We start from the raw sequence: 25989 nt of genomic DNA, 5'->3' as shown, positions 1-25989 counted from the left end.
GAAGACGGGCTGAGACCCGGTTGTCAGGAGAGTTATCCAATTCGCGGGTCTGCCGGTGTATCGTCTATAAGGGATTGAAAAACAGCCGATTTTCGAGAGATGTTCGAAACCGCCACAGGACTATCCCGCGAGTTTTCCCAAACCTCTTCCCTGTTCGGAAAACTGGGGACAATCGGATAATCCACAGATCCTGGCGCCCCTAACACTTCATCAACCTTTTCTTTTATCTAGTTATTAAGAGAAGGGTGTTCCGCGATCTTCATTGACGGGAACCCCGGCAATGCGATACGCACCGTCAGCCTTCGTCCGAAGGCGAACTTTCCCGTTAGACAAAGGATGTGTGGGCCTCCGGGCACCACGTTATGTGCCATGAGCGAAGAAAAGCTTAACCTCTCCGACCTGAAGGCGAAGAGCCCCAAGGATCTTCTGTCGATGGCAGAGGAACTGGAAATCGAAAACGCCTCGACCATGCGGAAGGGCGAGATGATGTTCCAGATCCTGCGCGAGCGCGCGGATGAGGGATGGATCATCTATGGTGACGGGGTTCTGGAGGTTCTGCAGGACGGGTTCGGCTTTCTGCGCTCGCCGGAGGCGAACTATCTGCCCGGTCCTGACGACATCTATGTCTCGCCGGACATGATCCGAAAATACTCTCTCCGGACCGGGGATTCGATCCAGGGTGAAATGAAGGCACCGGACGGGGAAGAGCGGTACTTTGCGCTTATCGCCGTGTCGGAGATCAACTTTCAGGATCCCGAGAGAGCGCGGCACAAGATCGCCTTTGACAACCTGACGCCGCTCTATCCGGACGAGCGCCTGAAGATGGAAATCGAGGATCCGACGATCAAGGATCGCTCGGCCCGGATCATCGATCTGGTCTCGCCGATCGGCAAGGGGCAGCGTGCGCTGATCGTCGCGCCGCCGCGCACGGGCAAGACCGTGCTCTTGCAGAACATCGCGCATTCGATCGAAACCAATCACCCGGAATGCTATCTGATCGTTCTCCTGATCGACGAACGCCCGGAAGAAGTGACCGACATGCAGCGTTCGGTGAAAGGCGAGGTCATTTCCTCCACCTTTGACGAACCGGCGACGCGGCACGTTGCGGTTTCGGAAATGGTCATTGAAAAGGCCAAGAGATTGGTGGAGCACAAGCGAGATGTTGTGATCCTTCTGGACTCGATCACAAGACTTGGTAGAGCTTTCAACACCGTGGTGCCGTCTTCGGGCAAAGTCCTGACCGGTGGTGTGGACGCCAACGCCCTGCAGCGGCCCAAACGGTTCTTTGGTGCGGCGCGGAACATCGAGGAAGGCGGATCGCTGACGATCATCGCCACAGCGCTGATCGACACCGGCTCTCGTATGGACGAGGTGATCTTTGAAGAATTCAAAGGCACCGGCAACAGCGAGATCGTGCTGGACCGCAAGGTGGCGGACAAGCGGGTCTTCCCGGCGCTGGACATCCTCAAGTCCGGGACGCGGAAAGAGGAATTGTTGGTGGACAAGGTCGACCTGCAGAAGACCTTTGTCCTGCGTCGCATCCTGAACCCGATGGGCACGACCGATGCCGTCGAGTTCCTGATTTCCAAGCTGAAACAGACCAAGACCAACACCGAGTTCTTCGATTCGATGAACAGCTGATCCAATTATGGACACGATCTTTGCCCTGGCGAGTGCGGTCGGGAAAGCGGGCGTTTCGGTTGTGCGCGTGTCCGGGCCCCTTGCCTGGGATGCGGTGGAACGGCTGGGTGGCCCCCTGCCCCATCCGCGCATGGCCTCTGTGCGACGGTTGGTCTCTGGCAACGGCGACTTCCTGGATGAGGCACTGGTCCTGATCTTTGAAGAAGGGGCGAGCTTTACCGGGGAGTGCGTGGCCGAGTTCCAGGTGCATGGGAGTGTGGCCGTGGTGCAGGCGCTGTTGCGCGAACTGGGTGAGATGCCCGGTCTGCGTGGCGCCGAACCAGGGGAATTCACCCGGCGTGCCCTGGAAAACGAACGTCTGGACCTGAGTCAGGTCGAGGCGCTGGCGGATCTGATCGATTCGGAGACCGAGCAGCAGCGGCGGCAGGCCTTGCGGATGCTGACCGGGGCGCTGGGAACCCGGGTGGGGGACTGGCGCGAGAAGATCCTGCGGGCTGTGTCCTTGCTGGAAGTCACAATCGACTTTGTCGATGAAGAGGTGCCGGTCGATGTCTCGGACGAGGTTCGAGATCTCTTGCGGTCTGTCTGTGAAGATATCCGGCGCGAGCTGCACGGATTGGAATCGGCAGAGCGTGTTCGGCTGGGGTTCGAGGTTGCGATTGTCGGGCCGCCGAATGCGGGCAAGTCGACACTGTTGAATTACCTTGCCGGCCGCGATGCGGCGATCACGTCTGATGTTGCAGGCACCACTCGGGACGTGATCGAAGTGCGTATGGACATTGGCGGCCTGGCCGTGACCCTTCTGGATACGGCAGGCCTGCGCGAGTCGGACGACAGTGTCGAGCAAATCGGTGTGGCGCGGGCGCGGGAACGGGCAAGTGCGGCGGATCTGCGGGTGCATCTTGTGCCTGAGGGTGACGCCCCCATGCTGGAGGTCTCCGAGGGAGACATTGTTGTCACGGCCAAGGGTGACAGGGCTGGTGAGGGGGTGTCTGGTCTGACCGGGCTTGGCGTTCCCGAGCTTTTGTCAGGGATCGAAGCGCGCCTGGTCGAAGAGGTGCAGGGGGCAGGGTTGGCCTCGCGCGAACGGCACAGGGTTGCACTGGCCGAGGGTCTGGCCCATCTGGAACAGGCGCAGGTGCTTTTGGAAGATGGCCTCGACGTGTACGATGTGACGAGCGAGGAAGTCCGTATCGCATTGCGGGCTTTGGAGCAGCTGGTGGGTCACGTTGATGTCGAACAGGTCCTGGACCATATCTTTTCCAGCTTCTGCATTGGCAAGTGAGGAGTGTTTCACGTGAAACATGAGACCTTTGATGTCGTCGTCGTAGGTGGCGGCCATGCAGGAACCGAAGCCGCCACGGCTTCGGCCCGGATGGGTGCGCGCACGGCCCTTGTCACCTTGCGCTTGCAGGATCTTGGGGTCATGTCCTGCAACCCGGCAATTGGTGGCTTGGGTAAAGGGCATCTTGTCCGTGAAATCGACGCGATGGACGGGGTCATGGGGCGTATCGCCGATGCGGCCGGGATTCAGTTTCGGCTGTTGAACCGCCGCAAGGGCCCGGCTGTGCAAGGCCCCCGTGCCCAGGCCGACCGCCGGTTATACGCCGAGGCGATGCAGGCGGAGATTGCGGGGACAGAAAACCTGCAGGTTATCGAGGGTGAAGTCGTCGATTTCCTGATGTCCGGGGAGCGGGTCGACGGCGTTGTGCTGGGTGACGGCTCTGAGATCCGAGCGAATTCAACGGTGCTGACCAGCGGAACCTTCCTGCGTGGGGTCATTCATATCGGCGATGTCCAGAAACCCGGGGGGCGGATGGGCGATCGCCCTTCTGTCCGGCTTGCGGATCGGATCAAGGATATGGACCTGCCGATTGGCCGGTTGAAGACGGGGACACCGCCGCGCCTGGACGGGCGCACCATCGATTGGAGCGGATTGGACATGCAGCCGGGTGACGAAGATCCGGTGATGTTTTCTTTCCTCTCCCCTGCCCCGCAAGCGCGACAGATTTCCTGCGGGATCACCCATACCACCGAGCGCACCCATGACATCATCCGGGACAACCTGTCTCGCTCGGCGATGTATGGCGGACATATCGAAGGTGTTGGGCCACGATATTGCCCCTCGATCGAGGACAAGGTGGTGCGGTTCGCGGACAAGACCTCGCACCAGGTTTTCCTTGAGCCCGAGGGTCTGGATGTTCCGACGATCTATCCAAACGGAATTTCGACCTCCCTGCCCCAGGAGATTCAGGAGGAATACGTGCGGAGCATTCCCGGTCTCGAAAAAGTCGAGATCATGCAGCCCGGGTATGCCATCGAGTATGATTATGTTGATCCGCGCGCCTTGGCCGGGACATTGCGCCTGCGCGATGTCGAGGGCCTGTACCTTGCCGGACAGATCAACGGGACAACGGGATATGAAGAAGCCGCTGCCCAGGGGCTTGTGGCTGGTCTGAACGCAGCGGCCCAGGCACAGGATCGAGACCCAATCAAGTTCTCGCGAACGGAAAGCTATATTGGCGTGATGCTGGATGACCTGACGACGCGGGGGGTCAGCGAGCCTTATCGAATGTTTACCAGCCGCGCGGAATTCCGTCTGTCCTTGCGGGCAGACAATGCGGATCAGCGTCTGACGCCCAAGGCCATCGAGCTTGGCACGGTGTCCGACGGTCGTCGCTGTACCTATGACGACAAGATGGCGCGTTTGGTGGCGGGGCGGGAAAAGCTGGATTCCGTCTCTTTCAGCCCCAACCAGTTGCGGTCCATCGGCATCAACGTCAACCAGGACGGGGCACGCAGAAGCGGATTCCAGATGCTGTCGTTCAAGGATTTTGGGCTGGAAACGCTGGCTCAACTGGATGAGGACTTGGGAAACCTCGACGTGGAGACCGGCGCCCAGTTGGAGCGGGAAGCGCTTTACGCGAATTACCTGGACCGGCAGGCGCGAGACGTGGAGATCCTCAAGAAGGATGAAGCTGTTGAGATTCCGGCGGATTTCGATTTTTCCGCCTTGCAGGGTCTGTCTAATGAATTGAAGGCAAAGCTGTCGCGAACGCGTCCGGAAACGATTGCTCAGGCGGGACGGATCGACGGGATGACTCCCGCGGCATTGACCTTGATTCTTGCCAAACTGCGGCAGCATTTTCGTAAAGATGCGGTATGATCACGTCGGAAACGCTGGGTCTCGATGTTTCACGTGAAACACTGGAGCGCCTGAATCACTACCTCGCAATGCTGACCAAGTGGAATCCGCGCATCAATCTGGTTGCGCGGGCGACACTGGCCGAGGCTGCGGACAGGCATTTCGCGGATTCCGCCCAGCTGGTATCCGTTGTCCCCCACCCTTCTGGACATTGGGTCGACATTGGCAGCGGCGGTGGGTTTCCTGGCCTCGTCATCGCAATCCTTCTGGCGGAATCTGCGCCGGATGTTCCTGTCAGCCTGATCGAATCGGATACGCGCAAGGCCACCTTCCTGCGCAGTGTCATCCGTGAGACCGGCCTGACAGCGAGGGTTCACGCAGATAGGATTGAGGCCTGCACTCCGCAAGAGGCCACTGTCCTCTCCGCCCGCGCCCTTGCCCCCTTGCCCAAACTGATGGAATTTGCGGCACGCCATCTGGCCCCGGGGGGCACGGCGTTGTTCATGAAGGGCGAAAGCTGGGGAAAAGAGCTCGAAGACGCTCGCAGCCAATGGCAATTCTCCTGCACTCCGCATACAAGTAGAACCAACCCAAACGCAGTTGTCCTGGAAATCGGAGACCTCGTCCATGTCTGATCCGACTCGCCCCCCGGGTCCGAGAATCATCGCCATCGCCAACCAGAAAGGCGGCGTGGGCAAGACCACGACGACGATCAACCTCGGGGCCGCGCTATGTGAGCAAGGGCACAAGGTCCTGGTTGTGGATCTCGATCCGCAGGGAAACGCCTCGACCGGCCTGGGCATCGAACCCGAAGATCGCGAGTTGACGACCTACGATCTGCTTCTGGGGGATGTGCCCCCGGGCGACGTGATCCTGAAAACCTCGACCGAGAATCTTTCGCTGATTCCGGCCACGGTGGACCTCAGCTCAGCCGATATCGAGTTGTATTCCAACGAGAAACGCAGCTTTCTGTTGCACGACGCCCTGCGCCAGCCCGCGCTGGACGACTACGGGTTCGACGTGATCCTGGTGGACTGCCCACCCTCGCTGAACCTGCTGACCGTCAACGCGATGGTCGCCGCGCATTCGGTTCTCGTGCCCCTGCAAAGCGAATTCTTCGCCCTTGAAGGTCTGTCGCAGCTCATGCTGACGATCCGCGAAGTCCGGCAAAGTGCCAACCCTTCGCTGCGCATCGAAGGCATTGTCCTGACGATGTACGACGCACGCAACAACCTCTCTCAGCACGTCGAGGCGGACGCCCGGGCTAACCTTGGCGATCTCGTGTTCTCAACGGTTATTCCCCGCAACGTACGCGTATCCGAGGCCCCCTCCTACGCGCTGCCTGTGCTGGCTTATGACACGTCCTCGAAAGGCGCGCAGGCCTATCGCGCCCTGGCCGAGGAACTGCTGAAGAAAAACGACAAACGCGCCGCCTGAACCGCGGCAACAGAGGACGGGCATGGCAGAGAAACCCAAGAAAGACACCCGCCGCGGTCTGGGCCGCGGCCTTTCGGCGCTCATGGCGGACGTGGGTCCGGCGCAGGAAACGACCGAGGTCGAAAATTCCCGACGTGCAGACCGCATGGTGCCGATCGAATCGCTGATCCCCAATCCGGATCAGCCCCGGCGCAGCTTTACCCAGGCTCAACTGGACGAGCTTGCCGCCTCGATTCGCACCAAGGGCGTGTTGCAGCCCCTGATCGTGCGCCCCTCTCCGCACGAAGAGGGCAAATATGAGATCGTCGCCGGTGAACGCCGCTGGCGTGCATCGCAAATGGCACAGCGCCATGAAATCCCGGTCCTGGTGCGGGATTTCGACGATACCGAGGTGCTCGAAGTTGCCATTATCGAGAACATCCAGCGGGCAGACCTGAATGCCATCGAAGAGGCGGCCGGCTATCGCCAATTGATGTTCAAGTTCGGGCATACGCAGGAAAAGCTGGCCGAAGCCCTGGGCAAGAGCCGCAGCCATATCGCCAACCTGATGCGACTTCTGAACTTGCCGGAAGGTGTGCAGGACATGGTTTCCGAGGGCCAACTCAGCGCCGGACATGCCCGCGCGCTGATCACCGCAACCGATCCGGATGGTCTGGCCAAGACGGTGCTGGCCAAGGGTCTGTCGGTGCGGGAAACCGAAAAACTGGCCAAGCAGATGAACCCAGAGGGCAAGCCACGCAAGAAGGCGCCCGAGGGCGGATTCCAGATGGACAAGGATGCCGACACGCGCGCCCTCGAGGGGGATCTCAGCGCCGCGCTTGGCATGAAGGTTCGGATCGACCACAAGCCCGGCGATGATGCGGGACGTCTGACGATTTCCTACGATACGCTGGAACAGCTAGACGCGCTTTGCGGGTTGCTCAGCACCTCGCACTAGGTTCTAGGGCAAGAGGGCGGCAATCACCGAGTTGAGCACCAGCCGCCCCTGCCCCGTCGCGCGCAACATTGGCCCGTTTTGCTCGACAAGGCCCAGCTCCTGCAGATCGCGGATAGCGGAAACGGGGGCTATCCCTTTGTCCAACGCTCGCAATCTCTCAACATCTAGTCCTTCAGTCAGGCGCAACCCCATCATGAGGTATTCACCGGCCTGATCCTCCAAGGACAGAAGTTCCTGGCTTTCCAACCCGGTGCCCGCCTCGGCCCGCTCCAGCCATTTGCCCGGCGCAGTCCAGGCCACAGTGGCGTGCCGCGCGGCACCACAGCCGATCCGTCCGTGCGCGCCGGGCCCGACACCAATCCAATCGCCGTAATGCCAATACACCAGGTTGTGCCGCGATTGTGCCCCGGGTCTCGCATGGTTCGACACTTCATAGGCCTCGAATCCGGCGGCCTGGCACAGCTCCTGCGTCAGCTCGAACATGTCAGCGGCCAGGTCCTCTCCCGGCAGGCCGCGCAGCCCTCCAGCCCGCGCACGGTCCCAGAAGGCGGTCCCCTCTTCCAGCGTCAACTGGTAGAGCGACAGGTGATCCACGGCCATGTCCAGCGCCTCGGACAGTTCCGCGCGCCAATCGTCCAGCGTCTGGCTCTGCCGGGCATAGATCAGGTCGAAACTGACCCGGTCAAAGACCGAGCGGGCGATGTTGAAGGCGGCCCGCGCTTCCTCAACGTCATGCAGGCGTCCCAGCCGCCGCAGATCGTCTGCCCGCAGGGATTGCACGCCCAAGGACACCCGGTTGACGCCCGCCCGCGCATAGCCTTCGAAACGACCCGCCTCGACAGAGCGTGGATTGGCTTCCAACGTGATCTCGATGTCATTGGCAAAGGTCCAGCAATCGCGCGCGGCTTCGATCACCGTGGCAACGGTCTCCGGCGCCATCAGCGAGGGTGTGCCACCCCCGAAAAAGACCGAACTCAGCACCCTGTCGGGCGTCTGCGCCCCGGCGCGGCGGATCTCCTCTGCCAAGGCCCTGGCCCAACGGGTCTGGTCGATGCCCTTCACGACATGGCTGTTAAAGTCGCAATACGGGCATTTCGCCTCGCAGAACGGCCAGTGGACATACAGCCCGAACCCGCCGATCTGCCAGTTTTCCGGGGGATTATGCGTCAAAGCATCCCGCCACGAATTTCCGGAAGGCATCCGCCCGGTGAGAAATCTTGTTCTTCTCCCAGCGGTCCATTTCGCCAAAGGTCACGTCGTATCCCTGCGGCTGAAAGATCGGATCGTAGCCATGCCCCTGTGAGCCACGCATCGGCCAGACCAGGCTGCCCTCCATCACACCGGGAAAGACCATGTCCTGGCCATCCGGCCAGGCCAGGACCAGCGTGCAGCAGAACCGCGCGGTCCAGGGTTCCGGGATGCCGGTTTCCACCAGCCGGTCATGGGATTTTCCCATTGCCATGATGAAATCGCGCCCATGCGGGGTTTCCGCCCAATCCGCCGTGTAGACACCCGGCGCCTTGTCCAGCGCGTCGATTTCGATGCCGGAATCGTCCGCCAGCGCGGGCAGTCCGGTGGCCTTGGCAGCCGCGTGCGCCTTGATCCGGGCGTTCTCGACAAAGGTTGTCCCGGTCTCGTCCGGCTCTGGCAAGCCCATCTCGGCGGCGCCCACGCAGGTCACGCCATAGGGTTCCAGCAAATGCGCGATCTCGTCCAGCTTGCCCTGGTTGTGCGTCGCCACCAGCAGTTTGTCACCTTCGAACCGTCGGGTCATGCCACGGCGGTCCGCTGTGCCGCGACCAGGTCCGAGACGCCTTTTTCCGCCAGATCCATCAGGCGGCCCATTTCGTCGCGCGAAAAGGTCGACCCCTCGGCGCTCATCTGCACCTCGATCAGCCGTCCGTCGCCGCGCAGGATAAAGTTCCCGTCAGTGCCGGCCTCGCTGTCCTCGGGGTAATCCAGATCCAGCACCGGCTGCCCGGCGTAGATCCCGCAACTCACTGCGGCCACTTCGGAAATCAGCGGATCGGTGATCACGTCCCCGGCCTTCATCAGCTTGTTGACGGCCAGACGCAGCGCCACCCAGCCGCCGGTGATCGAGGCGCAGCGCGTGCCGCCGTCTGCCTGGATCACATCGCAGTCCACGGTGATCTGGCGTTCGCCCAGCGCGTTGCGGTCCACACCCGCGCGCAGCGCGCGCCCGATGAGTCGCTGGATTTCCACCGTGCGGCCCCCCTGCTTGCCGGCCTGCGCCTCGCGCCGCATGCGCGACGAGGTCGATCGCGGCAGCATCCCGTATTCCGCTGTCACCCAGCCCTGGCCGGAGCCCTTGATAAAGGGCGGCACCCGCTCTTCGAGCGAGGCGGTGCACAGCACATGGGTGTCTCCCATGCGGATCAGGCAAGAGCCTTCGGCATGTTTGGTCACACCCGTTTCGATTGAAACGGCGCGCATTTCGCTTAAATCTCGTCCCGACGGTCGCATTGTCTTCCCTTCCTGCTGGTCATGCAGGGGATAGACAGCGGTAGCCCACGGATGCAACCCCGATTGACGTTCCGGCCAGAGGCTCTTTAATGGCGCCGCAGAGGGCAAGAAGATGAATGAGGCACGCGAACTCCTGTCACAGATGAACGATCGCTCGCGCGAGGTGTTTCGGCGGGTGGTCGAAGGATATCTGGCAAGCGGCGAACCGGTCGGCTCGCGCACGCTGACCCGTAGCCTGTCGGAAAAGGTCTCGGCGGCGACGATCCGCAACGTGATGCAGGATCTCGAATTTCTCGGCCTGTTGGACAGCCCGCATGTCTCGGCCGGGCGCATCCCCACGCAACAGGGGCTGCGGATGTTCGTCGACGGTTTGCTGGAGGTGCGCGATCTGGACGATCAGGACCGCGAGAAACTGGACGCGACGCTGGGCCGGAACGCGGGCGATGTCTCGGGGCTTCTGGATGCGGTCGGCTCTGCCCTGTCGGGGGTGACGCACGGGGCCTCGCTGGTGCTGACCCCGAAACACGAGGCGCCGCTGAAACATATCGAGTTCGTCAGCCTGGCGCAGGATCGCGCGCTTGTGGTGATCGTCTTTGCCGATGGCCATGTCGAAAACCGGGTCTTTACCCCGCCGCCGGGCCTGACCCCCAGCGCCATGCGCGAAGCGGCGAATTTCACCAATGCCTTGGCCGAGGGACGGACCCTGACGGAACTGCGCAAGGCCATGCAGGCCGAGATTTCCAAGCGCCGTCAGGAAATCGACAGCCTGGCCGCCGCGCTGATCGACGCAGGGATCGCGGTCTGGGACGGCAGCGGCGACAGCAGCGAACGCCTGATCGTGCGCGGCCGGGCGAATCTGCTCGAAGAGGATTCCGCCCAGGAAGAACTGGACCGAATCCGCAGCCTGTTTGATGACCTTGAACGCAAGCGTGACATCGCCGAGTTCCTAGAACTGACCGACGAAGGCGAAGGGGTGCGCATTTTTATCGGCTCCGAGAACAAACTTTTCTCACTTTCGGGTTCCTCTCTGGTGGTCTCTCCATATATGAACGCGGACCGAAAGATCATTGGCGCGGTGGGCGTGATCGGCCCGACCCGGTTGAACTATGGCCGGATCGTTCCGATCGTGGATTACACGGCGCAGCTGGTCGGGCGGATGATCGCCGACCGGAGTTAGAGGTGGACAGCATGGCAGACCCGAAAAAGGACGATTTTCTCGATGACATCGACGCGGCCGAAGCAGAAGAGCAGGCCGATCTGAACGAGGAGATCGACGATATCGCGATGGAAATCGATGCGCTGCGCGCCGAGCGGGACGACTACAAGGACAGGTTCATGCGGGCGCTGGCGGATGCGGAAAACGCCCGCAAACGCGCCGACAAGGACCGTCGCGAGGCGCAGGCCTATGGCGGCACCCGCATCGCGCGCGACCTGTTGCCGGTCTATGACAACCTCAACCGGGCGCTGACCGCGGCGCAGGAATCCGAAGGTGCCCCGACCGCGCTTGTCGAAGGCGTGGAACTGACCCTGAAAGAGCTGCTCAAGGTATTTGAGCGCCACGGTGTCACCCGGATCACGCCCGAGGTCGGTGAGCGGTTCGACCCGCAACAGCACGAGGCCATGTTCGAGGCTCCGGTGCCGGGCACCAAGGCGGGCGAGATCATCCAGGTCTCTGCCGAAGGGTTCATGCTGTATGACCGGCTGCTGCGCCCCGCGCAGGTCGGTGTCAGCTCGATGCCCGCGTCCTGAACGGTTGGGCGGCGGGGTAACCCCCGCCCTACGCGCCGATACCGCGTGGTGCCGGTGGCGAGTGCTGGGGGGCCAGCCCCCCAGACCCCCCGGAGGTATTTTTAGAGAAAAGAAGAAAGGCGCGCGGAAAAGGTGTCAATCCTTGCCCAGCAGCGCCTTGAGCTCGTAGAGCGCATCCATCGCCTGGCGCGGGCTCATATCGTCCAGCGGCATGTCGCGCAACTGTTCCTCGACCTTTGATGTTTCCCGTGAAACCGGCGGTTCCGGCGCCCGCGCGGCGGCCGAGAACAGCGGCAGGTCGTCGATCAGCGCCTTGGGCGAGGCGCGATCTCGTTCACCCTTTTCCAGCGCTTCGAGAACGTCGCGGGCGCGGGTGATGACCGCGGCAGGCAAGCCGGCGAGTTGGGCGACCTGCACGCCATAGGACCGGTCGGCGGCGCCCTCGTGCACCTCGTGCAGGAAGATCACCTCGCCGTCCCATTCCTTGACCGCCACGGTGGCGTTCCGGACCCCGTCCAGCTTGCCCGCCAATGCGGTAAGTTCATGATAATGCGTGGCAAACAGGCCACGGACGCGGTTGACTGCCTGCAGGTGTTCCAGCGTCGCCCAGGCGATCGACAAGCCGTCGTAGGTGGCGGTGCCGCGGCCGATCTCATCGAGGATCACCAGCGCGCAGTCATCGGCCTGATTCAGGATCGTGGCCGTTTCGACCATTTCCACCATGAAGGTCGATCGCCCGCGCGCCAGGTCGTCGCTGGCGCCGACGCGGCTGAAGATCTGGCTGACAAGGCCCACATGCGCCGATTGCGCCGGGACGTAAGAGCCGATCTGCGCCAGGAGGGCGATCAGCGCGTTCTGTCGCAGGTAGGTCGATTTACCGGCCATGTTCGGCCCGGTCAGCAGGGTGACGGCGGCCCCCTGCCCCTCTGCGCTCAGGTTGCAGTCATTGGCAATGAAAGGCTGGCCCGCCGCGGCCAGCGCGGCCTCGACCACAGGATGCCGCCCGGCCTTGACCGCAAAGGCGCGGCTTTCGTCGACCTTGGGCAGGCACCAGTCCCGTTGTCGTGCCAGTTCCGCCAGGGCCAAAGACAGGTCGATCTCGGCCAGGCCCTGGGCCAGGTCCGACAGCGCCGGCGCCTGTGCCATGATCTCGCCCCGCAACTCCTCGTAGATGCGGCGCTCGATCTCCAGTGCCTCGTTGCCAGCGTTCAGGATGCGGCGTTCGAGTTCGGACAGTTCGACTGTGGTGAAACGCACCTGGTTTGCGGTGGTCTGGCGGTGGATGAACCGCTCGGAGAGCGCAAACATCTTGTCCGCGTGCACCGCCGTCGTCTCGATGAAATAGCCCAGCACGTTGTTGTGCTTGATCTTCAGCGAGGTGACACTGGTTTCCTGGGCATATTCCCCCTGCATCCGGGCGATGACGCCCCTGCCCTCGTCGCGCAGCGTGCGGGCCTCGTCCAATGGCGCGTCGAACCCCGGGGCAACGAATCCGCCGTCGCTGACGCGCAGGCCCGGTTCCGCCACCAGCGCCTCGTCCAGCCTGTCCAGCAGCGGCTCTTGCCCGGTCAGCGCGGCGCAGGACCGGGCCACCAGGTCCGGCAGCTCGACACCTGACAGCCGGTCGGCAATCTGCCCGGCCTGGGCCAGCGCGGTGCGCACCGCTGCCAAATCTCGCGGCCCGCCCCGGTCCAGCCCCAGCCGCGACAGGGCGCGGTCGACGTCCGGGACCTCTTTCAAGGCCGTGCGCAGCATGTCGGCCACCGGTCCCTCGACACCCCAGCGCACCGCCTCCAGCCGCTCGCGGATCACGCCCAGGTCTCGCGAGGGCGAGGCGACCCGCCGTTCCAACAGGCGTGCACCGGCCGAGGTCACCGTCATGTCGATCACCGACAAGAGCGAACCCTTGCGCCCGCCCTGCAGGCTTTCGGTCAGTTCCAGGTTGCGCCGGGTCGCGGCATCGATCTGCAGAATGCGGCTGACCTGTTCCTGCCGGGGCGGTCGCAACAGCGGCAGGCGGCCTTTCTGGGTGATGTCCAGGTAGTCGACCAGCGCGCCCATCGCTGACAGCTCGGCCCGGTCGAAATCGCCGAAGCCGGTCAGCGTCTGCACCTTGAACAGCTTGCAGAGCCGCCCCTCGGCGGCGCCGGATTCGAAACTGGCGGCGCCCAGCACCGTGGGGTCGATCCCCAGATCGCCCAACACCTCGTGCAGGGTGTCCCCCGTCGTGTCGGAGCACAGCAGTTCCGAGGGTGCCAGCCGCGCCAGTTCCGCGCCGATCCGCGCGCGGCCCAGTGGCATCACGTGAAACGCACCGGTCGAGATATCCGCCCAGGCCAGTGCCCAGTCGCCGCGGACATGGCCCAGCGCCGCGAGGTAGTTGTGGCGCCGCGCCTCCAGAAGCGATTCCTCGATCAGCGTGCCGGGCGTGACCAGCCGCACCACGTCGCGCTTGACGACGGATTTGGAACCGCGCTTCTTTGCCTCTTCCGGGGTTTCCATCTGTTCGCCCACGGCGACGCGGAATCCCTTGCGGATCAGGGTCAGCAGATAGCTTTCGGCGGAATGCACCGGCACGCCGCACATCGGGATGTCGTCGCCGGCGTGTTTGCCACGTTTCGTCAGCGCGATGTCCAGCGCTGCGCTGGCCGCCACCGCGTCGTCGAAGAACAGCTCGTAGAAATCCCCCATGCGGTAGAACAGCAGCGCATCGGGGTGGTTTGCCTTGATCTCGAGGTACTGCGCCATCATCGGCGTGACGGCGGTATCCCGTGGTGTACTCTTTCCCGCGTTGTTAGCGCTCACGTAGCTTCCCCCCGGCGATTTCGCGTGACATTAAGACGGGTAAAGAGCGGGGAAAACCGCAAATTCTGCCGGATGGAGGGGACATGTCCAAAGCCAGATTCACCCGTGAAGAGGCTCTTGCCTTTCACCTCGAACCCACACCCGGCAAGTGGGAGGTGCAGGCCACCGTCCCGATGACCACGCAGCGTGACCTGTCGCTGGCCTATTCGCCCGGTGTTGCGGTGCCTTGCGAGGATATCGCCGCCAACCCCGAACTGGCCTACGACTATACCAACAAGGGCAACCTCGTGGCCGTGATCTCGAACGGGACGGCGGTTCTGGGTCTTGGTAACCTTGGCGCGCTGGGGTCCAAGCCGGTGATGGAAGGCAAGTCGGTGCTGTTCAAGCGCTTTGCCGATGTGAACAGTATCGACATCGAGCTGGACACCGAGGACCCGGACGAATTCTGCCGCGCGGTGCGGCTGATGGGGCCGACCTTCGGCGGCATCAACCTTGAGGATATCAAGGCGCCGGAGTGTTTCATCATCGAGCAGCGGCTCAAGGAAGAGATGGACATTCCCGTCTTTCACGACGACCAGCACGGGACGGCGGTGATCTGCGCCGCCGGTCTGATCAACGCGCTGCATCTCTCGGGGAAAAAGATCGAGGATTGCCGGATCGTCCTGAACGGTGCCGGGGCGGCGGGGATCGCCTGCCTGGAACTGATCAAGTCGATGGGGGCGCTGCATGAAAACTGCATCATGTGCGACACCAAGGGCGTGATCTACCAGGGCCGGACCGAGGGCATGAACCAGTGGAAATCGGCCCATGCGGTGGTGACCGAGGCGCGCTCGCTGGAGGATGCCATGAAAGGCGCGGACGTCTTCCTTGGCGTGTCGGCCAAGGGGGCTGTCACGCAGGACATGGTCGCCAGCATGGCGGACAATCCGGTGATTTTTGCGATGGCCAACCCGGACCCGGAAATCACGCCCGAGGACGCCCATGAGGTGCGGGTGGATGCCATCGTCGCGACCGGGCGCAGCGACTATCCCAACCAGGTCAACAACGTGCTGGGCTTTCCCTATCTCTTTCGCGGGGCGCTGGACATCCACGCCCGCGCCATCAACGACGAGATGAAGATCGCCTGTGCGCAGGCGCTGGCGGAACTGGCGCGCGAGGATGTGCCCGACGAGGTGGCGCTGGCCTATGGCAAGACGCTGACCTTTGGCCGCGACTACATCATTCCCACGCCTTTCGATCCGCGGCTGATCCACCGGATTCCGCCCGCCGTGGCGCGGGCTGGCATGGACACGGGCGCCGCGCGGCGGCCCATCGTCGACATGGAAGCCTACGAGCACATGTTGCAGACGCGCATGGATCCGACCGCCTCGATCCTGCGGTCGATCAACGCGCGGGCGCGGTCGGCGCAGGCGCGGATGATCTTTGCCGAGGGTGACGACCCGCGCGTGCTGCGCGCTGCGGTCATGTACCAGCGGTCGGGCCTGGGCAAGGCTCTGGTTGTCGGGCGCGACGCGGACGTGAAACAGAAACTCGAAGAGGCGGGCCTGCACGATGCGGTGCGCGAGCTTGAGGTGGTGAACGCCGCCAACACCCGGCACCTGCAGGGCTACAAGGATTTCCTGTATGAGCGTCTGCAGCGGCGGGGTATGGACCGGCAGGACATCCACCGGCTTGCGGCGCGCGACAGGCATGTCTTTGCGGCACTGATGCTGGCGCATGGGCACGGCGACGGGCTGGTCACCGGGGCGACGCGAAAATCGGCGCATGTGATGCAGTTGGTTAACCACGTCTTTGACGCCGATGCGGCGCATGGGGCCGCTGGCGTGACGGCGCTGCTGCACAAGGGCCGCATCGTGCTGATTTCCGATACGCTGGTCCATGAATGGCCGGATGAGGAGGACCTGGCCACCATCGCCGAACGCGCGTCGGGCGTGGCGCGGCACCTGGGGCTGGAACCGCGCGTGGCCTTTGTCAGCTTTTCGACCTTCGGCTACCCGGTGTCGGAACGGGCGGAAAAGATGCACCTGGCGCCGCGCGTGCTGGACCGGCGCGGGGTCAGTTTTGAATACGAAGGCGAAATGACCGTGGACGTGGCGCTGAACGTCAAGGCGCAGGAGCATTACCCGTTCCAGCGCCTGACCGGCCCGGCCAACATCCTTGTGGTGCCGGCGCGGCACTCGGCCTCGATCTCGGTCAAGCTGATGCAGGAGATGGCGGGGGCCACGGTGATCGGCCCGATCCTGGCCGGGGTCGACAAGTCGATCCAGATTTGTTCGACCTCGATGACCGCGAATGACATCCTGAACATGGCGGTCCTGGCCGCGGCCAAGATCAGCTAGTGAGGGCAGGGGCGGCGGTTGCCCGGCTTGAGACCGGCATGGGAGGTGCCTGATGACGATCTTCAATCTCGGCTCGATCAACGCGGACCTGTTCTATCACGTCCCGCATCTGCCCGCCCCGGGGGAAACCCTGGCCGCGCGGTCCTTTACCCGGGGGTTGGGCGGCAAAGGCGCCAACATGTCGGTGGCCGCCGCCCGTGCCGCGGCCCGCTGCGTACATATCGGCGCGGTGGGGCCGGATGGCGCCTGGGCGGTGGATCGCCTGATGGAATACGGCGTGTATACACAGCATATATCGACTGTATCCGAAGGCACGGGAAACGCGCTGATCGCCGTCGACGACGCCGGAGAGAACACGATCATCCTGTACCCCGGCGCCAACCATGCGATTTCGACCGATCATCTGGCCGAGGCGCTGGACGGGGCAGGCGCCTCGGACATCTTCCTTACCCAGAATGAGACAAACGCCCAGCGCGAGGCGGCGGAACTGGCCTCGGCCAAGGGGATGCGGGTGGCCTATGCCGCCGCGCCCTTTGACGCCAAGGCGGTGCAGGCGGTTCTGCCGCTTTTGGATCTTTTGTTCCTGAACGCGGTCGAGGCGCGGCAGTTGCAAGAGGCGACAGGCCTGGCGCCCGAGGCGCTGCCAGTGCGCGACGTCATCGTGACATTGGGCGGGGACGGCGCGCGCTGGCACAACACCGACACCGGAGAGACACGGGCCTTTCCGGCGGTGCCGGTGACGCCGGTGGACACAACCGGGGCAGGGGACACCTTTACCGGCTATGTTCTGGCGGGACTGGACCGGGGCCTGCCGATGGAACAGGCCATCGGGCAGGCGATGATCGCCGGGGCGATCATGGTCACGCGCGAAGGCACGGCGGACGTGATCCCCGACCTGCGCGACGTGCAGGATTTCGGCGGTTAAAGCGCAAAGTCATCCTCTGTCAGACCGGTGACACCCGCCACGCGGACCTCGGCCTCTGCCGCAAGGTCCGCATCGGTGTTGAACTGCACGATGCTTGATCCGGTGGCCGTCTCGATCACGCGGATCTGGTTGGCGCCGGTAAAGGGCCCGGTGCCGACAAAGGTAAAGACACCCGGGATCATCGAGACCACGTTGATGATGTCGATCCCCTGTTCGAAATCCAGGATCTGATCGCGCTGGGCCCCGATCCCGGCTTGCGCCGTGGTCCGGAACAGGAAGACATCCGCGTCCTGCCCCCCGGTCAGAAAGTCGAGGCCAAGCCCGCCCGCCAGCTCGTCCTCGCCATCGCGGCCGCGCAGGACATCGGTGCCCGCACCGCCTTCCAGCACGTCGTTGCCCGATCCCCCGTCCAGCGTGTCATTGCCGTCCCCGCCGTCCAAATCGTCCGCACCGTCGCGGGCGTTCAGCAGATCGTTGCCATTCTGGCCGCGCAGGGTGTCATTGCCGGCTTGGCCGCGCAGGATGTCATTGTCATCCCCGCCCTCCAGCACGTCGTCGCCACTGCCCCCGTCAAGGATGTCGTCGCCGATCCCACCATAGAGGCTGTCGCCGCCGGACTGACCGACCAGAACATCGGCTCCTTCATCCCCGGTGATCAGGTCGTCGCCATCGTTACCGTTGAGGGTGTCGTTGTCGCACTGGCCGCGCAGGTCGTCCTCGCCATCGCCGCCAAAGGCGATATCGGCACCCGATCCCGCGCTGAGCGTGTCATTGCCGCCACGCCCGATCAACAGGTCATCGTCATTTCCACCGGACAGGGCATCGGCAAAATCGCCGCCCTTGAGCGTGTCGTTCCCGTTACCCCCGCTGACAAGACCGATCCCGTTGCCACTGACGACCTGTCCGGTCCCCGCGCCGTCGTAGGTGTCAAACCCGTCGCCAAGGCTGATGCCTCCGGTGATCGTCCCGGTGTTGATCATGCGATCGTTTTCATTGCTGAACTCGATCTGGGTCGACATGCCGTTCCTGCCGGTGACCGTACCGTGGTTGACAAAGATCCCGGGCAGGAAGGCGCTGCTGGTGGTGGAAAAGATGATACGGCTGATCTCCAGGGTGCCGAGGTTCGTGAGCCGGCCCCCGGAGTCAGAGGACAAGTCCAGAAGGGCGCCGCGCATGTTGCCATAGTTCACGAAGACTGCGCTGGACAGGTCCCCGCCACTGGGCAGCAAACTGCCAATCCGCGTCGCACTCATCACCCCGTGGTTCACAACCGTGAGGCTGACCGTCGATTGCGCGCCGGACGGATCTATCACGTCATCGGCGGCGATAACGCTGCCATAGTTGTAGATGTTCAGCCGCGCGCCGGGCTCGTTCGTCGGTGTATCGAGGACAAAGGCGCTGCCGATGCCGGCCTGAATGGTGCCGTCGTTGACGATTTCCGCGTAGGCGGTGTTGATCTCGACCGTCCCAAATAGGTCGCCGTTGTTGAACAGCCGCGTCAGGATCGACGGGCCGTCGGCCATCTGCACGGCGATTGCGCTGGGCGTCACCTGCACGTTTTCGAGAATGGTCAGCGTGTCGCCATTGGTGGCGGTCACGGTCGCGCTGGTATCGGTGCTCTGGAAAATCTGGGCCATAAAAACCTGTCCTGTCCGGTCAATGTTTGTGTCTACAATCAAACTGTTTAGCGCATGACCTGAAATCTTCAACGAACCCAAGGGCGCGCGGCCCCCAATGGGCCCGGCAGGCGAGGTCAGAGCACGAAATCATCCGCCGTCAGCCCGGTGACAACGCCAAGCTCTGCCCCGGCCAGTGTTCTGGTGGTCGTATTGTAGCTCGTAGTGGTGAAAGTCGTCGTTTTCCCTCTCTTCAATTCGCTTTGCAAAACATGAAAGCACCGGACCGTTTCCGATCCGGTGCTTGCAGTCTGTTGCAGGTCACCTGCTACGTCAGGTGAGCGGGAGGACTGGAGAAAGGATGCCGGACCCTGGCACAGCCCGGACGTTAGTTCACGAAAGGCGCCGCATTGCCCCAAAGCTGTTTGACACGCTGGTCACGTCCGCATCCCTGGCGGTAGCGCTTGTAGGCATCGCGCTGTTTGACGATGCCAAAGCGGGTCACAACGCGCTGGCTGCCCTTGTAATAGTCCTGATGGTACTCCTCGGCGCGGTAGAATTGTTTCGCGGGCAGGATCGGGGTGACGATCTTTTGCCCCAGCGCCTTTTCCGCATCCGCCTTGGCGGCCTCGGCGGCGGATTTCTGGGCGGCGTCGGTGTAGAAGATCGCGGTGCGATAGCTTTCGCCCCGGTCGCAGAACTGGCCGCCCGCGTCGGTCGGATCGACCGAACGGAAGAACAGGTCATAAAGCTGGCGAACAGAGACGGTGCCGGGATTGAAATTGATGCTGACCGCCTCGTAATGGCCCGTGCCGCCCCGGCTGACCTGCTTGTAGGTCGGGTTGGCCGTGCGGCCGCCGGTGTAGCCGGACACGGCCTCGCCCACGCCGCGGACCTTTTCGAAATCCGCCTCGACGCACCAGAAACAGCCGCCGGCTACGATGATCTCGGCGGCACGGGCGCCCTGGGCCTGAACGCTCAGGCCAAGCGTGAGCAGAAGACAGAGCAGGGCAGGACGGATGGAAACGAGACGGGGCATGGCGGGTTCTCCTTTTGCCAGAGCCTGCCCCGCTGGCCCCCTGCCTGGCAATCCGCCAAGGGCCGGTTTCACCCGAAGGTGAGCGTGACGTGATTTTTCCAAAGAAAATTTATCCGGACCGAAACTTATTTCGGAGAGGCTTCGTGAATACCCATACCAGCGCCAAAGATGATGTTTCCGGCGCTCGGCAGAACTGGGAGACTATACATGACTTTCAAGACTATGACCGCCGCTCTTGTCCTCGCAGCAGGCTCCGCCTTCGCCGGGGGCCACGGCATGGCACCGATGGTCGAAGCCGCCGACCAGAGCGTTGCCGAGGGCGCCGTTACCGCCAGCAAGGTCGTTGCGCCCGCCAATGGCTGGCTGGTCGTGCACCGCACCGGCGCAGACATGAAGCCGGGTCCGGTGGTTGGCCACGCGCCGCTGCGCAAGGGCGAAAACATGGATGTTGCCGCCATCCTGACCGAAGAAGTCGCCGCCGGTGACATGCTGATGCTCATGGTTCACGGCGAGGACGGTGGCATGACCACGGGCATCTTTGAATACACGCTGGGCGCCAAGGAAGACGGCCCGATCCGTCTGGACGGCAACCTGGTGATGACAACCATCACCGCCCAGTAAGGGTTGCGCCGGGTCACCCCGTCTCAACCCCGGCCCGGCGCCCCGCCGGTGGTTTTCCGGTCGGGACGTGCCTGCGTATTTGGCACGGTGAAAGGCCGTCCAGGTCCCGGTTTCCCGGATCTGGGCGGCCTTCATGCGTTTCAGGATGCCTTGCCTGCGATTGCCTCGCGCGTGATCGGGCAGCGGGTGGCGTCATACATCCGGTCCAGCACCTCGGCAAAGATCCCCGGCGCGTCGGGGACTGCCTCGAACAGGGTCATGCAGGACCGCACCTTGAGGGCGTCGACCGCGCCAAGAATGGTCGCCGGATCGGTGTCTTCATGGCTCAGGAGAAGTTGCGAGACCTGGACCAGCCGGGGGCCAAGCAACGGGTGGGCAAGATAGGCTGCGGCCCCGTCCAGCCCGGACAGCCCGAAATGCCGCGCGCGATGCGAGCGGCCCAGAATGGCCAGCTGCGGAAAGACCCACCAGATCCAGTGAGAGGTTTTCCGCCCCGCGCGCATCTCGCGCAGCACGTCGTCCCAGACCGGGGCCTGGGACGCAACGAATTCGGAAAGCTCAGCCAAGACGCCGTTTGCGCGCCGCCAGCAGGCGCAGGCGCAGGGCGTTGAGGGTGATGAAACCCTCGGCGTCCTTCTGGTCGTAGGCGCCGGCGTCATCCTCGAAGGTGACATGCGCCTCGGAGTAGAGCGACTGTTCCGACCAGCGACCGATGCAGCGGACCGAGCCCTTGTAGAGCTTCAGCTTGACGGTGCCAGAGACCAGTTCTTGGGACGTGTCGATGGCCGCCTGCAACATCTCGCGTTCCGGCGAATACCAGAAGCCGTTGTAGATCAGCTCGGCGTAGCGCGGCATCAGGCTGTCCTTGAGGTGACCTGCGCCGCTGTCCAGCGTAATCTGTTCGATGCCGCGATGCGCCTCTAGCAGGATGGTGCCGCCGGGGGTTTCGTAGATGCCGCGAGACTTCATGCCGACAAACCGGTTTTCGACGAAGTCCAGCCGCCCGATGCCGTGCTTGCGGCCATAGTCGTTCAGCGCGGTCAGGATGGTGGCGGGGGACATCGCCTCGCCGTTGATCGCCACGGCGTCGCCCTTTTCAAAGGTGATCTCGATCACCTCGGGCGTGTCGGGCGCGTCCTCGGGGTTCACGGTGCGCAGGTGCACGTATTCGGGCGCTTCTTCTGCCGGATCTTCCAGCACGCGGCCCTCCGACGAGGTGTGCAGCAGGTTCGCATCGACAGAGAAGGGCGCTTCGCCGCGCTTGTCCTTGGCGATCGGGATCTGGTTCTTTTCGGCAAAGTCCAGCAGCGCGGTACGCGAATTCAGGTCCCACTCGCGCCAAGGGGCGATCACCTTGATGTCGGGGTTCAGCGCGGCGGCGCTCAGTTCAAAGCGCACCTGGTCATTGCCCTTGCCAGTCGCGCCGTGGGCCACCGCGTCGGCGCCGGTTTCCTCGGCGATCTCGACCAGCCGCTTGGAGATCAGCGGGCGGGCGATGGAGGTGCCCAGCAGGTACAACCCCTCGTAGACGGCATTGGCGCGGAACATCGGGAAAACGAAATCCCGCACAAATTCCTCGCGCACGTCCTCGATGTAGATGTTCTCGGGTTTGATCCCCAGCATCAGCGCCTTTTCGCGGGCCGGCTCCAGCTCTTCGCCCTGACCGAGGTCGGCGGTGAAGGTCACCACCTCGCAGCCGTATTCCGTCTGCAACCATTTCAGGATGATCGAGGTGTCGAGGCCGCCGGAATAGGCGAGCACAACTTTTTTGGGCGCTGTCATGGATCATGTCCTCTGGGGCGGTTTGGCGGGCGGATTAGCCTGTTTTCCGGGGGCCTGCAAGGAAGGGGCGTTGACCTTGCCCGCCGGCGTGCTAGGCCCTGAGGCAGATTGATACGAAAGGTGCGCCATGCGCGGCTGGCAGATTTTCAGACATTCGTTCCGCATGGTGCTCAACAACCTCGAAGCGGCCTTTCGCCTGTCGGCGGTCCTGTACGCCGTACAGGCGCTGAACCAGGTGCTTGTGCTGCTGGCGACCCCGGCCCAGGGGGCGACCGCGATGGTGATCAGCCCGGGGATGGCGCTGATGGTCCTGATGACCTCGATCCTGGCGATTGTCGCCAGCCTGTGGATCGCCGTGGCGTGGCACCGTTTTGTCCTGACCGGAGAGGAACCCGAAGGCGCGGTGCCGCCCTGGCACGGCGGGCTGGTGCTGGCCTATCTGGGCCGGTCGGTGATGATCGCCCTGCTGGTGGTGGTGGCACTGATCGCCGCGCTGATCCCGGTGACGGCGGTCATGGCAATGGCGCCCGCGCTGGGCCTGCCGCTGATGCTGATGGTTGTGGCGCTGGGGGTTTACCTGTTCTTCCGCTTCGGGGTGATGCTGCCCGCCGGGGCCATCGACCGCAAGATGACCCTGCGCGAGGCCTGGGCCGCCACAAGCAAGGACAAGGAAGCGGTATTTGTGCTGACGCTGATCGCGACCGGCATGGTGGTGGCGGTGCAATTGCCCGCGATGCTGAACCCCGATCCGCATTCGCTGATCAACCTGGTCTACAGCGTCGTGGTCGGCTGGTTCGCGACGATGATCGGGATCTCGATTCTGACCACGCTCTACGGTGTCTGTGTCGAGGGCCGCGACATCGACTGACTTGCGCAGCACCCTGGCATGGGCCAACTGTGACGGATGACTGATTTCGCCGAAAAAGCCCGCGCCGCCGAGGCCGCCATGCGCGAGGTGTTTCCTCCGACGCCGCTGTTGCGCAACGCCCATCTTTCCGAACGCTTCGGCGCCGAGGTGCTGCTGAAACGCGAGGACCTCAGCCCGGTGCGCAGCTACAAGCTGCGCGGGGCCTTCAACGCCATGCGCAAGGCCGAGGGAGAGATCCTTTTCGTCTGTGCCTCTGCCGGCAATCACGCGCAGGGCGTGGCCTACATGTGCCGGCATTTCGGGGTGCAGGGCGTGATCTTCATGCCCGTGACGACCCCGCAGCAGAAGATCCAGAAAACCCGGATGTTCGGCGGCGATGCGATCGAGATCCGCCTGATCGGGGATTATTTCGACGATTGCCTGAAAGCGGCGCAGGCGTTTTGCGCGCAGGAGGGCGGGCATTTCCTGTCGCCCTTCGACGATGACGACGTGATCGAGGGGCAGGCCAGCGTTGCGGTCGAGATTGAACAGCAGCTTGGCCGCGCCCCCGATCACCTTGTGATCCCGGTGGGCGGGGGCGGTCTGTCCTCGGGCGTGCTCAGCTATTTCGGCAATTCGGTGCAATATACCTTTGTCGAACCGCAGGGCGGTGCCTGTCTGCGGGCGGCGCTGCAGGCCGGGCGGCCCGTGGCCCTGCCGGAGGTCAACACCTTTGCCGATGGCGCTGCCGTTGCCCGGATCGGCGAGCGGACCTTCGAGCGGCTCAAGGGTGTGGGCCTGGCCAATTCGCTGACCATCAACGAGGATCGGCTGTGCCTGACCATCCTTGAAATGCTGAATGTCGAAGGGATCGTTCTGGAACCGGCGGGGGCCTTGTCGGTCGATGCGCTGCAGGACCTGGGGCAGGGGATCGCCGGGCGGACCGTGGTCTGCATCACCTCGGGCGGGAATTTCGATTTCGAACGCCTGCCAGAGGTCAAGGAACGCGGTCAGCGCTATTCCGGAGTGAAGAAATATTTCATCCTGCGCCTGCCGCAGCGTCCCGGCGCGCTCAAGGATTTCCTGGGCCTGCTTGGCCCGGAGGATGACATCGCGCGCTTTGAATACCTCAAGAAATCGGCGCGCAACTTCGGCTCTGTCCTGATCGGGATCGAAACCTCGGTGCCCGGGAATTTCCGGAAACTGTTCGACCAGCTGGACGCGCATGGGTTCACCTACCAGGACATCACCGAGGACGAGATCCTCGCCCAGTTCGTGATCTGATGTTTGCCGGGCGGCGCGTTCTGGTGACCGGTGCGGCGCAGGGGATCGGCCTTGCGCTGGCGCGTGCGCTTTCGGCAAAGGGCGCGCGGTTGTTCCTGACGGACCGGGCGGGGCCGGGTCTGGATCCGGTCGCGCGGGACCTGGGGGCAGGGGCCTTTGCCGCGGACCTGCGCGACCCCGGGCAGATCGCCAGGCTGGTGTCCCGCGCGCAAGAGGCGCTGGGCGGGATCGACATGCTGATCTCGAACGCGGGGTTTGCACGGGGCGCGATGGAGGGACCCTGCAGCGCCCCGGATGACCAGTGGCAGGACAGCTGGGATCTGCATGTCATGGCGCATCTGCGGGCCGCGCGGCTGGTCTTGCCGGAGATGCGCAAACGGGGTGAGGGCTGGCTGGTCAATGTCGCCTCTGCGGCGGGGCTGCTGTCACAGATCGGCGACGCGCCCTATTCGGCCAGCAAGCACGCCGCCGTCAGCCTGGCGCAATCGCTGGCGATCGAACATGGCGACGAGGGTATTCGCGTCTCTGTCGTTTGCCCGTTGTACGTGGCCACGCCCCTTTTGGGATACGAAGCAGACGGCGCGGAGTGGCCCGAGGGTGTCCTGACCCCCGAGGCGGTGGCCGATTGCGTGCTGCAAGGGCTGACAGAGGAGCGTTTCCTGATCCTGCCCCATCCCGAGGCCGCGGAATTTGCCCGGCGCCGTGTGGCGGACATGGACCGTTGGATCGCAGGCATGCGCCGGTTGCGGCGCGAGGCCTTTGCCGATGGTGCGCCGCGTGACCTGTCAGAGCTGCACCGTCGGATCTGAATGCACGGTCAGGCGGCCAGCCGACCGGGAAGATCCTGTTCGAACTTGCGGCGCGAGACCTCGAACGCGTTGCGAACCTCTTTGGGGCTGACCGCGTCCGGCGCGCCCGCGGCAGCGGATTTCTCTCCCTTCAGGCAGAGTGCGGCCAGGTCCGCGAATCCCAGGTTCAGAGAGGCGCCCTTGAGGAAATGCATCTGTTCCTCCGTCACCACTGGATTGCCTTCGCATTTTTCCAGCGCGACGATGGCGATTTCGACCTCGTCCAGGAACAGATCGACGACCTCGGCGAAATCCTCGGCGCCGATTTCATCGACCAGTTCGTCGACACGTGACCAATCAATCATCTCGAAACCTCCTGCGTCAGGCACCGCGTGAGAAAAAGACCAAGGCGGCCACGGCCGCCCCGTGCGGCTTGTCTAACCACCGCAGGTAAAGGCAGCCTTTCCATTCGTGCCCGGGCGACAGGGGAATGCAGGGCATTTTACCGTTCAGGCGCCGTTAAGGAGCTGACCTTAGAAACCGCGGCATT

23 protein-coding genes are annotated in these 25989 nt (G+C 63.5%); 14 read left to right on the top strand and 9 right to left on the bottom strand.

Annotation, left to right across the window (positions count from 1 at the left end; genetic code table 11):
• Positions 1 to 369 precede the first annotated feature (369 nt).
• Genes rho through KZZ07_RS02540 form a run of 6 tightly spaced genes read left to right on the top strand, consistent with a single transcriptional unit; the run spans position 370 to position 7160 of the window.
• Positions 370 to 1641 carry a transcription termination factor Rho gene (gene rho / locus KZZ07_RS02565; RefSeq protein WP_219512057.1) on the top strand — a complete coding sequence of 424 codons (1272 nt, stop codon included), beginning with the start codon at positions 370 to 372 and terminating at the stop codon, positions 1639 to 1641.
• A 7-nt stretch (positions 1642 to 1648) separates the two neighbouring features.
• On the top strand, positions 1649 to 2926 hold the full coding sequence (mnmE, locus tag KZZ07_RS02560) for a tRNA uridine-5-carboxymethylaminomethyl(34) synthesis GTPase MnmE (RefSeq protein WP_219512056.1): 1278 nt from the start codon (positions 1649 to 1651) through the stop codon (positions 2924 to 2926).
• 3 nt (positions 2927 to 2929) lie between these two features.
• Positions 2930 to 4807: a tRNA uridine-5-carboxymethylaminomethyl(34) synthesis enzyme MnmG gene (gene mnmG / locus KZZ07_RS02555; protein WP_219512055.1), complete on the top strand. Its 1878-nt coding sequence runs from the start codon at positions 2930 to 2932 to the stop codon at positions 4805 to 4807.
• Positions 4804 to 5421 carry a 16S rRNA (guanine(527)-N(7))-methyltransferase RsmG gene (gene rsmG / locus KZZ07_RS02550; RefSeq protein ID WP_219512054.1) on the top strand — a complete coding sequence of 206 codons (618 nt, stop codon included), beginning with the start codon at positions 4804 to 4806 and terminating at the stop codon, positions 5419 to 5421. Before mnmG ends, rsmG begins: the two co-directional genes overlap by 4 nt.
• The gene (locus KZZ07_RS02545; RefSeq protein ID WP_219512053.1) at positions 5414 to 6223 is read left to right on the top strand and encodes a ParA family protein; all 810 of its coding nucleotides are present in this window, start codon (positions 5414 to 5416) and stop codon (positions 6221 to 6223) included. The genes rsmG and KZZ07_RS02545 overlap by 8 nt, the downstream gene beginning before the upstream one ends.
• Before the next feature lie 22 nt (positions 6224 to 6245).
• Positions 6246 to 7160, top strand: coding sequence for a ParB/RepB/Spo0J family partition protein (locus tag KZZ07_RS02540; RefSeq protein WP_219512052.1), 915 nt, complete (start codon positions 6246 to 6248; stop codon positions 7158 to 7160).
• A gap of 3 nt (positions 7161 to 7163) precedes the next feature.
• Here the strand turns inward: KZZ07_RS02540 and hemW are convergent, their stop codons facing one another.
• Genes hemW through rph form a run of 3 tightly spaced genes read right to left on the bottom strand, consistent with a single transcriptional unit; the run spans position 7164 to position 9644 of the window.
• On the bottom strand, positions 7164 to 8360 hold the full coding sequence (gene hemW, locus KZZ07_RS02535; protein ID WP_219512051.1) for a radical SAM family heme chaperone HemW: 1197 nt from the start codon (positions 8358 to 8360) through the stop codon (positions 7164 to 7166).
• Positions 8320 to 8934 (bottom strand): RdgB/HAM1 family non-canonical purine NTP pyrophosphatase, encoded by a 615-nt coding sequence (gene rdgB / locus KZZ07_RS02530; protein ID WP_219512050.1) that lies wholly within the window; start codon positions 8932 to 8934, stop codon positions 8320 to 8322. Before rdgB ends, hemW begins: the two co-directional genes overlap by 41 nt.
• Complete coding sequence (gene rph, locus KZZ07_RS02525) at positions 8931 to 9644, bottom strand: ribonuclease PH (protein WP_219512048.1); 714 nt, start codon at positions 9642 to 9644, stop codon at positions 8931 to 8933. Before rph ends, rdgB begins: the two co-directional genes overlap by 4 nt.
• Positions 9645 to 9756: 112 nt before the next feature.
• On the opposite strand from rph, the gene hrcA reads away from it, so the two are divergent.
• Complete coding sequence (gene hrcA, locus KZZ07_RS02520) at positions 9757 to 10821, top strand: heat-inducible transcriptional repressor HrcA (protein ID WP_219512047.1); 1065 nt, start codon at positions 9757 to 9759, stop codon at positions 10819 to 10821.
• Between the two features lie 11 nt (positions 10822 to 10832).
• A complete protein-coding gene (locus KZZ07_RS02515) occupies positions 10833 to 11393 on the top strand; it encodes a nucleotide exchange factor GrpE (protein WP_219512046.1) in 561 nt (186 codons plus the stop codon).
• Between the two features lie 135 nt (positions 11394 to 11528).
• Here the strand turns inward: KZZ07_RS02515 and mutS are convergent, their stop codons facing one another.
• On the bottom strand, positions 11529 to 14144 hold the full coding sequence (gene mutS / locus KZZ07_RS02510; RefSeq protein WP_219512256.1) for a DNA mismatch repair protein MutS: 2616 nt from the start codon (positions 14142 to 14144) through the stop codon (positions 11529 to 11531).
• A gap of 137 nt (positions 14145 to 14281) precedes the next feature.
• On the opposite strand from mutS, the gene KZZ07_RS02505 reads away from it, so the two are divergent.
• A complete protein-coding gene (locus tag KZZ07_RS02505) occupies positions 14282 to 16537 on the top strand; it encodes an NADP-dependent malic enzyme (RefSeq protein WP_219512045.1) in 2256 nt (751 codons plus the stop codon).
• 52 nt (positions 16538 to 16589) lie between these two features.
• Positions 16590 to 17462: a ribokinase gene (locus KZZ07_RS02500; RefSeq protein ID WP_219512044.1), complete on the top strand. Its 873-nt coding sequence runs from the start codon at positions 16590 to 16592 to the stop codon at positions 17460 to 17462.
• Here KZZ07_RS02500 and KZZ07_RS02495 read toward each other — a convergent pair.
• Together KZZ07_RS02495 and msrA are read right to left on the bottom strand one after the other, a co-directional pair.
• A complete protein-coding gene (locus tag KZZ07_RS02495; RefSeq protein WP_219512043.1) occupies positions 17459 to 19099 on the bottom strand; it encodes a calcium-binding protein in 1641 nt (546 codons plus the stop codon). The genes KZZ07_RS02500 and KZZ07_RS02495 overlap by 4 nt on opposite strands.
• 367 nt (positions 19100 to 19466) lie before the next feature.
• Positions 19467 to 20117: a peptide-methionine (S)-S-oxide reductase MsrA gene (gene msrA / locus KZZ07_RS02490; RefSeq protein ID WP_219512041.1), complete on the bottom strand. Its 651-nt coding sequence runs from the start codon at positions 20115 to 20117 to the stop codon at positions 19467 to 19469.
• Positions 20118 to 20324: 207 nt separating this feature from the next.
• Here msrA and KZZ07_RS02485 point away from each other — a divergent pair, with 207 nt between their 5' ends.
• On the top strand, positions 20325 to 20738 hold the full coding sequence (locus KZZ07_RS02485; protein WP_219512040.1) for a DUF7282 domain-containing protein: 414 nt from the start codon (positions 20325 to 20327) through the stop codon (positions 20736 to 20738).
• A gap of 140 nt (positions 20739 to 20878) precedes the next feature.
• Here KZZ07_RS02485 and KZZ07_RS02480 read toward each other — a convergent pair whose 3' ends face one another.
• A complete protein-coding gene (locus KZZ07_RS02480; protein WP_255564112.1) occupies positions 20879 to 21304 on the bottom strand; it encodes a DUF1810 domain-containing protein in 426 nt (141 codons plus the stop codon).
• Positions 21297 to 22520 (bottom strand): argininosuccinate synthase, encoded by a 1224-nt coding sequence (locus KZZ07_RS02475; protein ID WP_219512038.1) that lies wholly within the window; start codon positions 22518 to 22520, stop codon positions 21297 to 21299. The genes KZZ07_RS02480 and KZZ07_RS02475 overlap by 8 nt, the downstream gene beginning before the upstream one ends.
• Before the next feature lie 127 nt (positions 22521 to 22647).
• Between KZZ07_RS02475 and KZZ07_RS02470 the strand changes: the two genes are divergently transcribed.
• Genes KZZ07_RS02470 through KZZ07_RS02460 form a run of 3 tightly spaced genes read left to right on the top strand, consistent with a single transcriptional unit; the run spans position 22648 to position 25460 of the window.
• Entirely contained in the window at positions 22648 to 23388 is a 741-nt protein-coding gene (locus tag KZZ07_RS02470) for a hypothetical protein (RefSeq protein WP_219512037.1), read from the top strand.
• Positions 23389 to 23424: 36 nt separating this feature from the next.
• Positions 23425 to 24651, top strand: a complete 1227-nt coding sequence (gene ilvA, locus KZZ07_RS02465) for a threonine ammonia-lyase IlvA (RefSeq protein ID WP_219512036.1) — start codon at positions 23425 to 23427, stop codon at positions 24649 to 24651.
• Positions 24651 to 25460 carry an SDR family NAD(P)-dependent oxidoreductase gene (locus KZZ07_RS02460; protein WP_219512035.1) on the top strand — a complete coding sequence of 270 codons (810 nt, stop codon included), beginning with the start codon at positions 24651 to 24653 and terminating at the stop codon, positions 25458 to 25460. The genes ilvA and KZZ07_RS02460 overlap by 1 nt, the downstream gene beginning before the upstream one ends.
• 8 nt (positions 25461 to 25468) lie before the next feature.
• Here KZZ07_RS02460 and KZZ07_RS02455 read toward each other — a convergent pair whose 3' ends face one another.
• Positions 25469 to 25804 carry a histidine kinase gene (locus KZZ07_RS02455; RefSeq protein ID WP_219512034.1) on the bottom strand — a complete coding sequence of 112 codons (336 nt, stop codon included), beginning with the start codon at positions 25802 to 25804 and terminating at the stop codon, positions 25469 to 25471.
• Between the last annotated feature and the right edge of the window lie 185 nt (positions 25805 to 25989).

The sequence above is a fragment of the Mameliella sp. CS4 genome, assembly GCF_019392335.1.
Taxonomy (GTDB): Bacteria; Pseudomonadota; Alphaproteobacteria; order Rhodobacterales; family Rhodobacteraceae; genus Antarctobacter.
The sequence above is the reverse complement of the archived record's forward strand: the minus strand, read 5'-3'. Positions and strand labels throughout refer to the sequence as shown.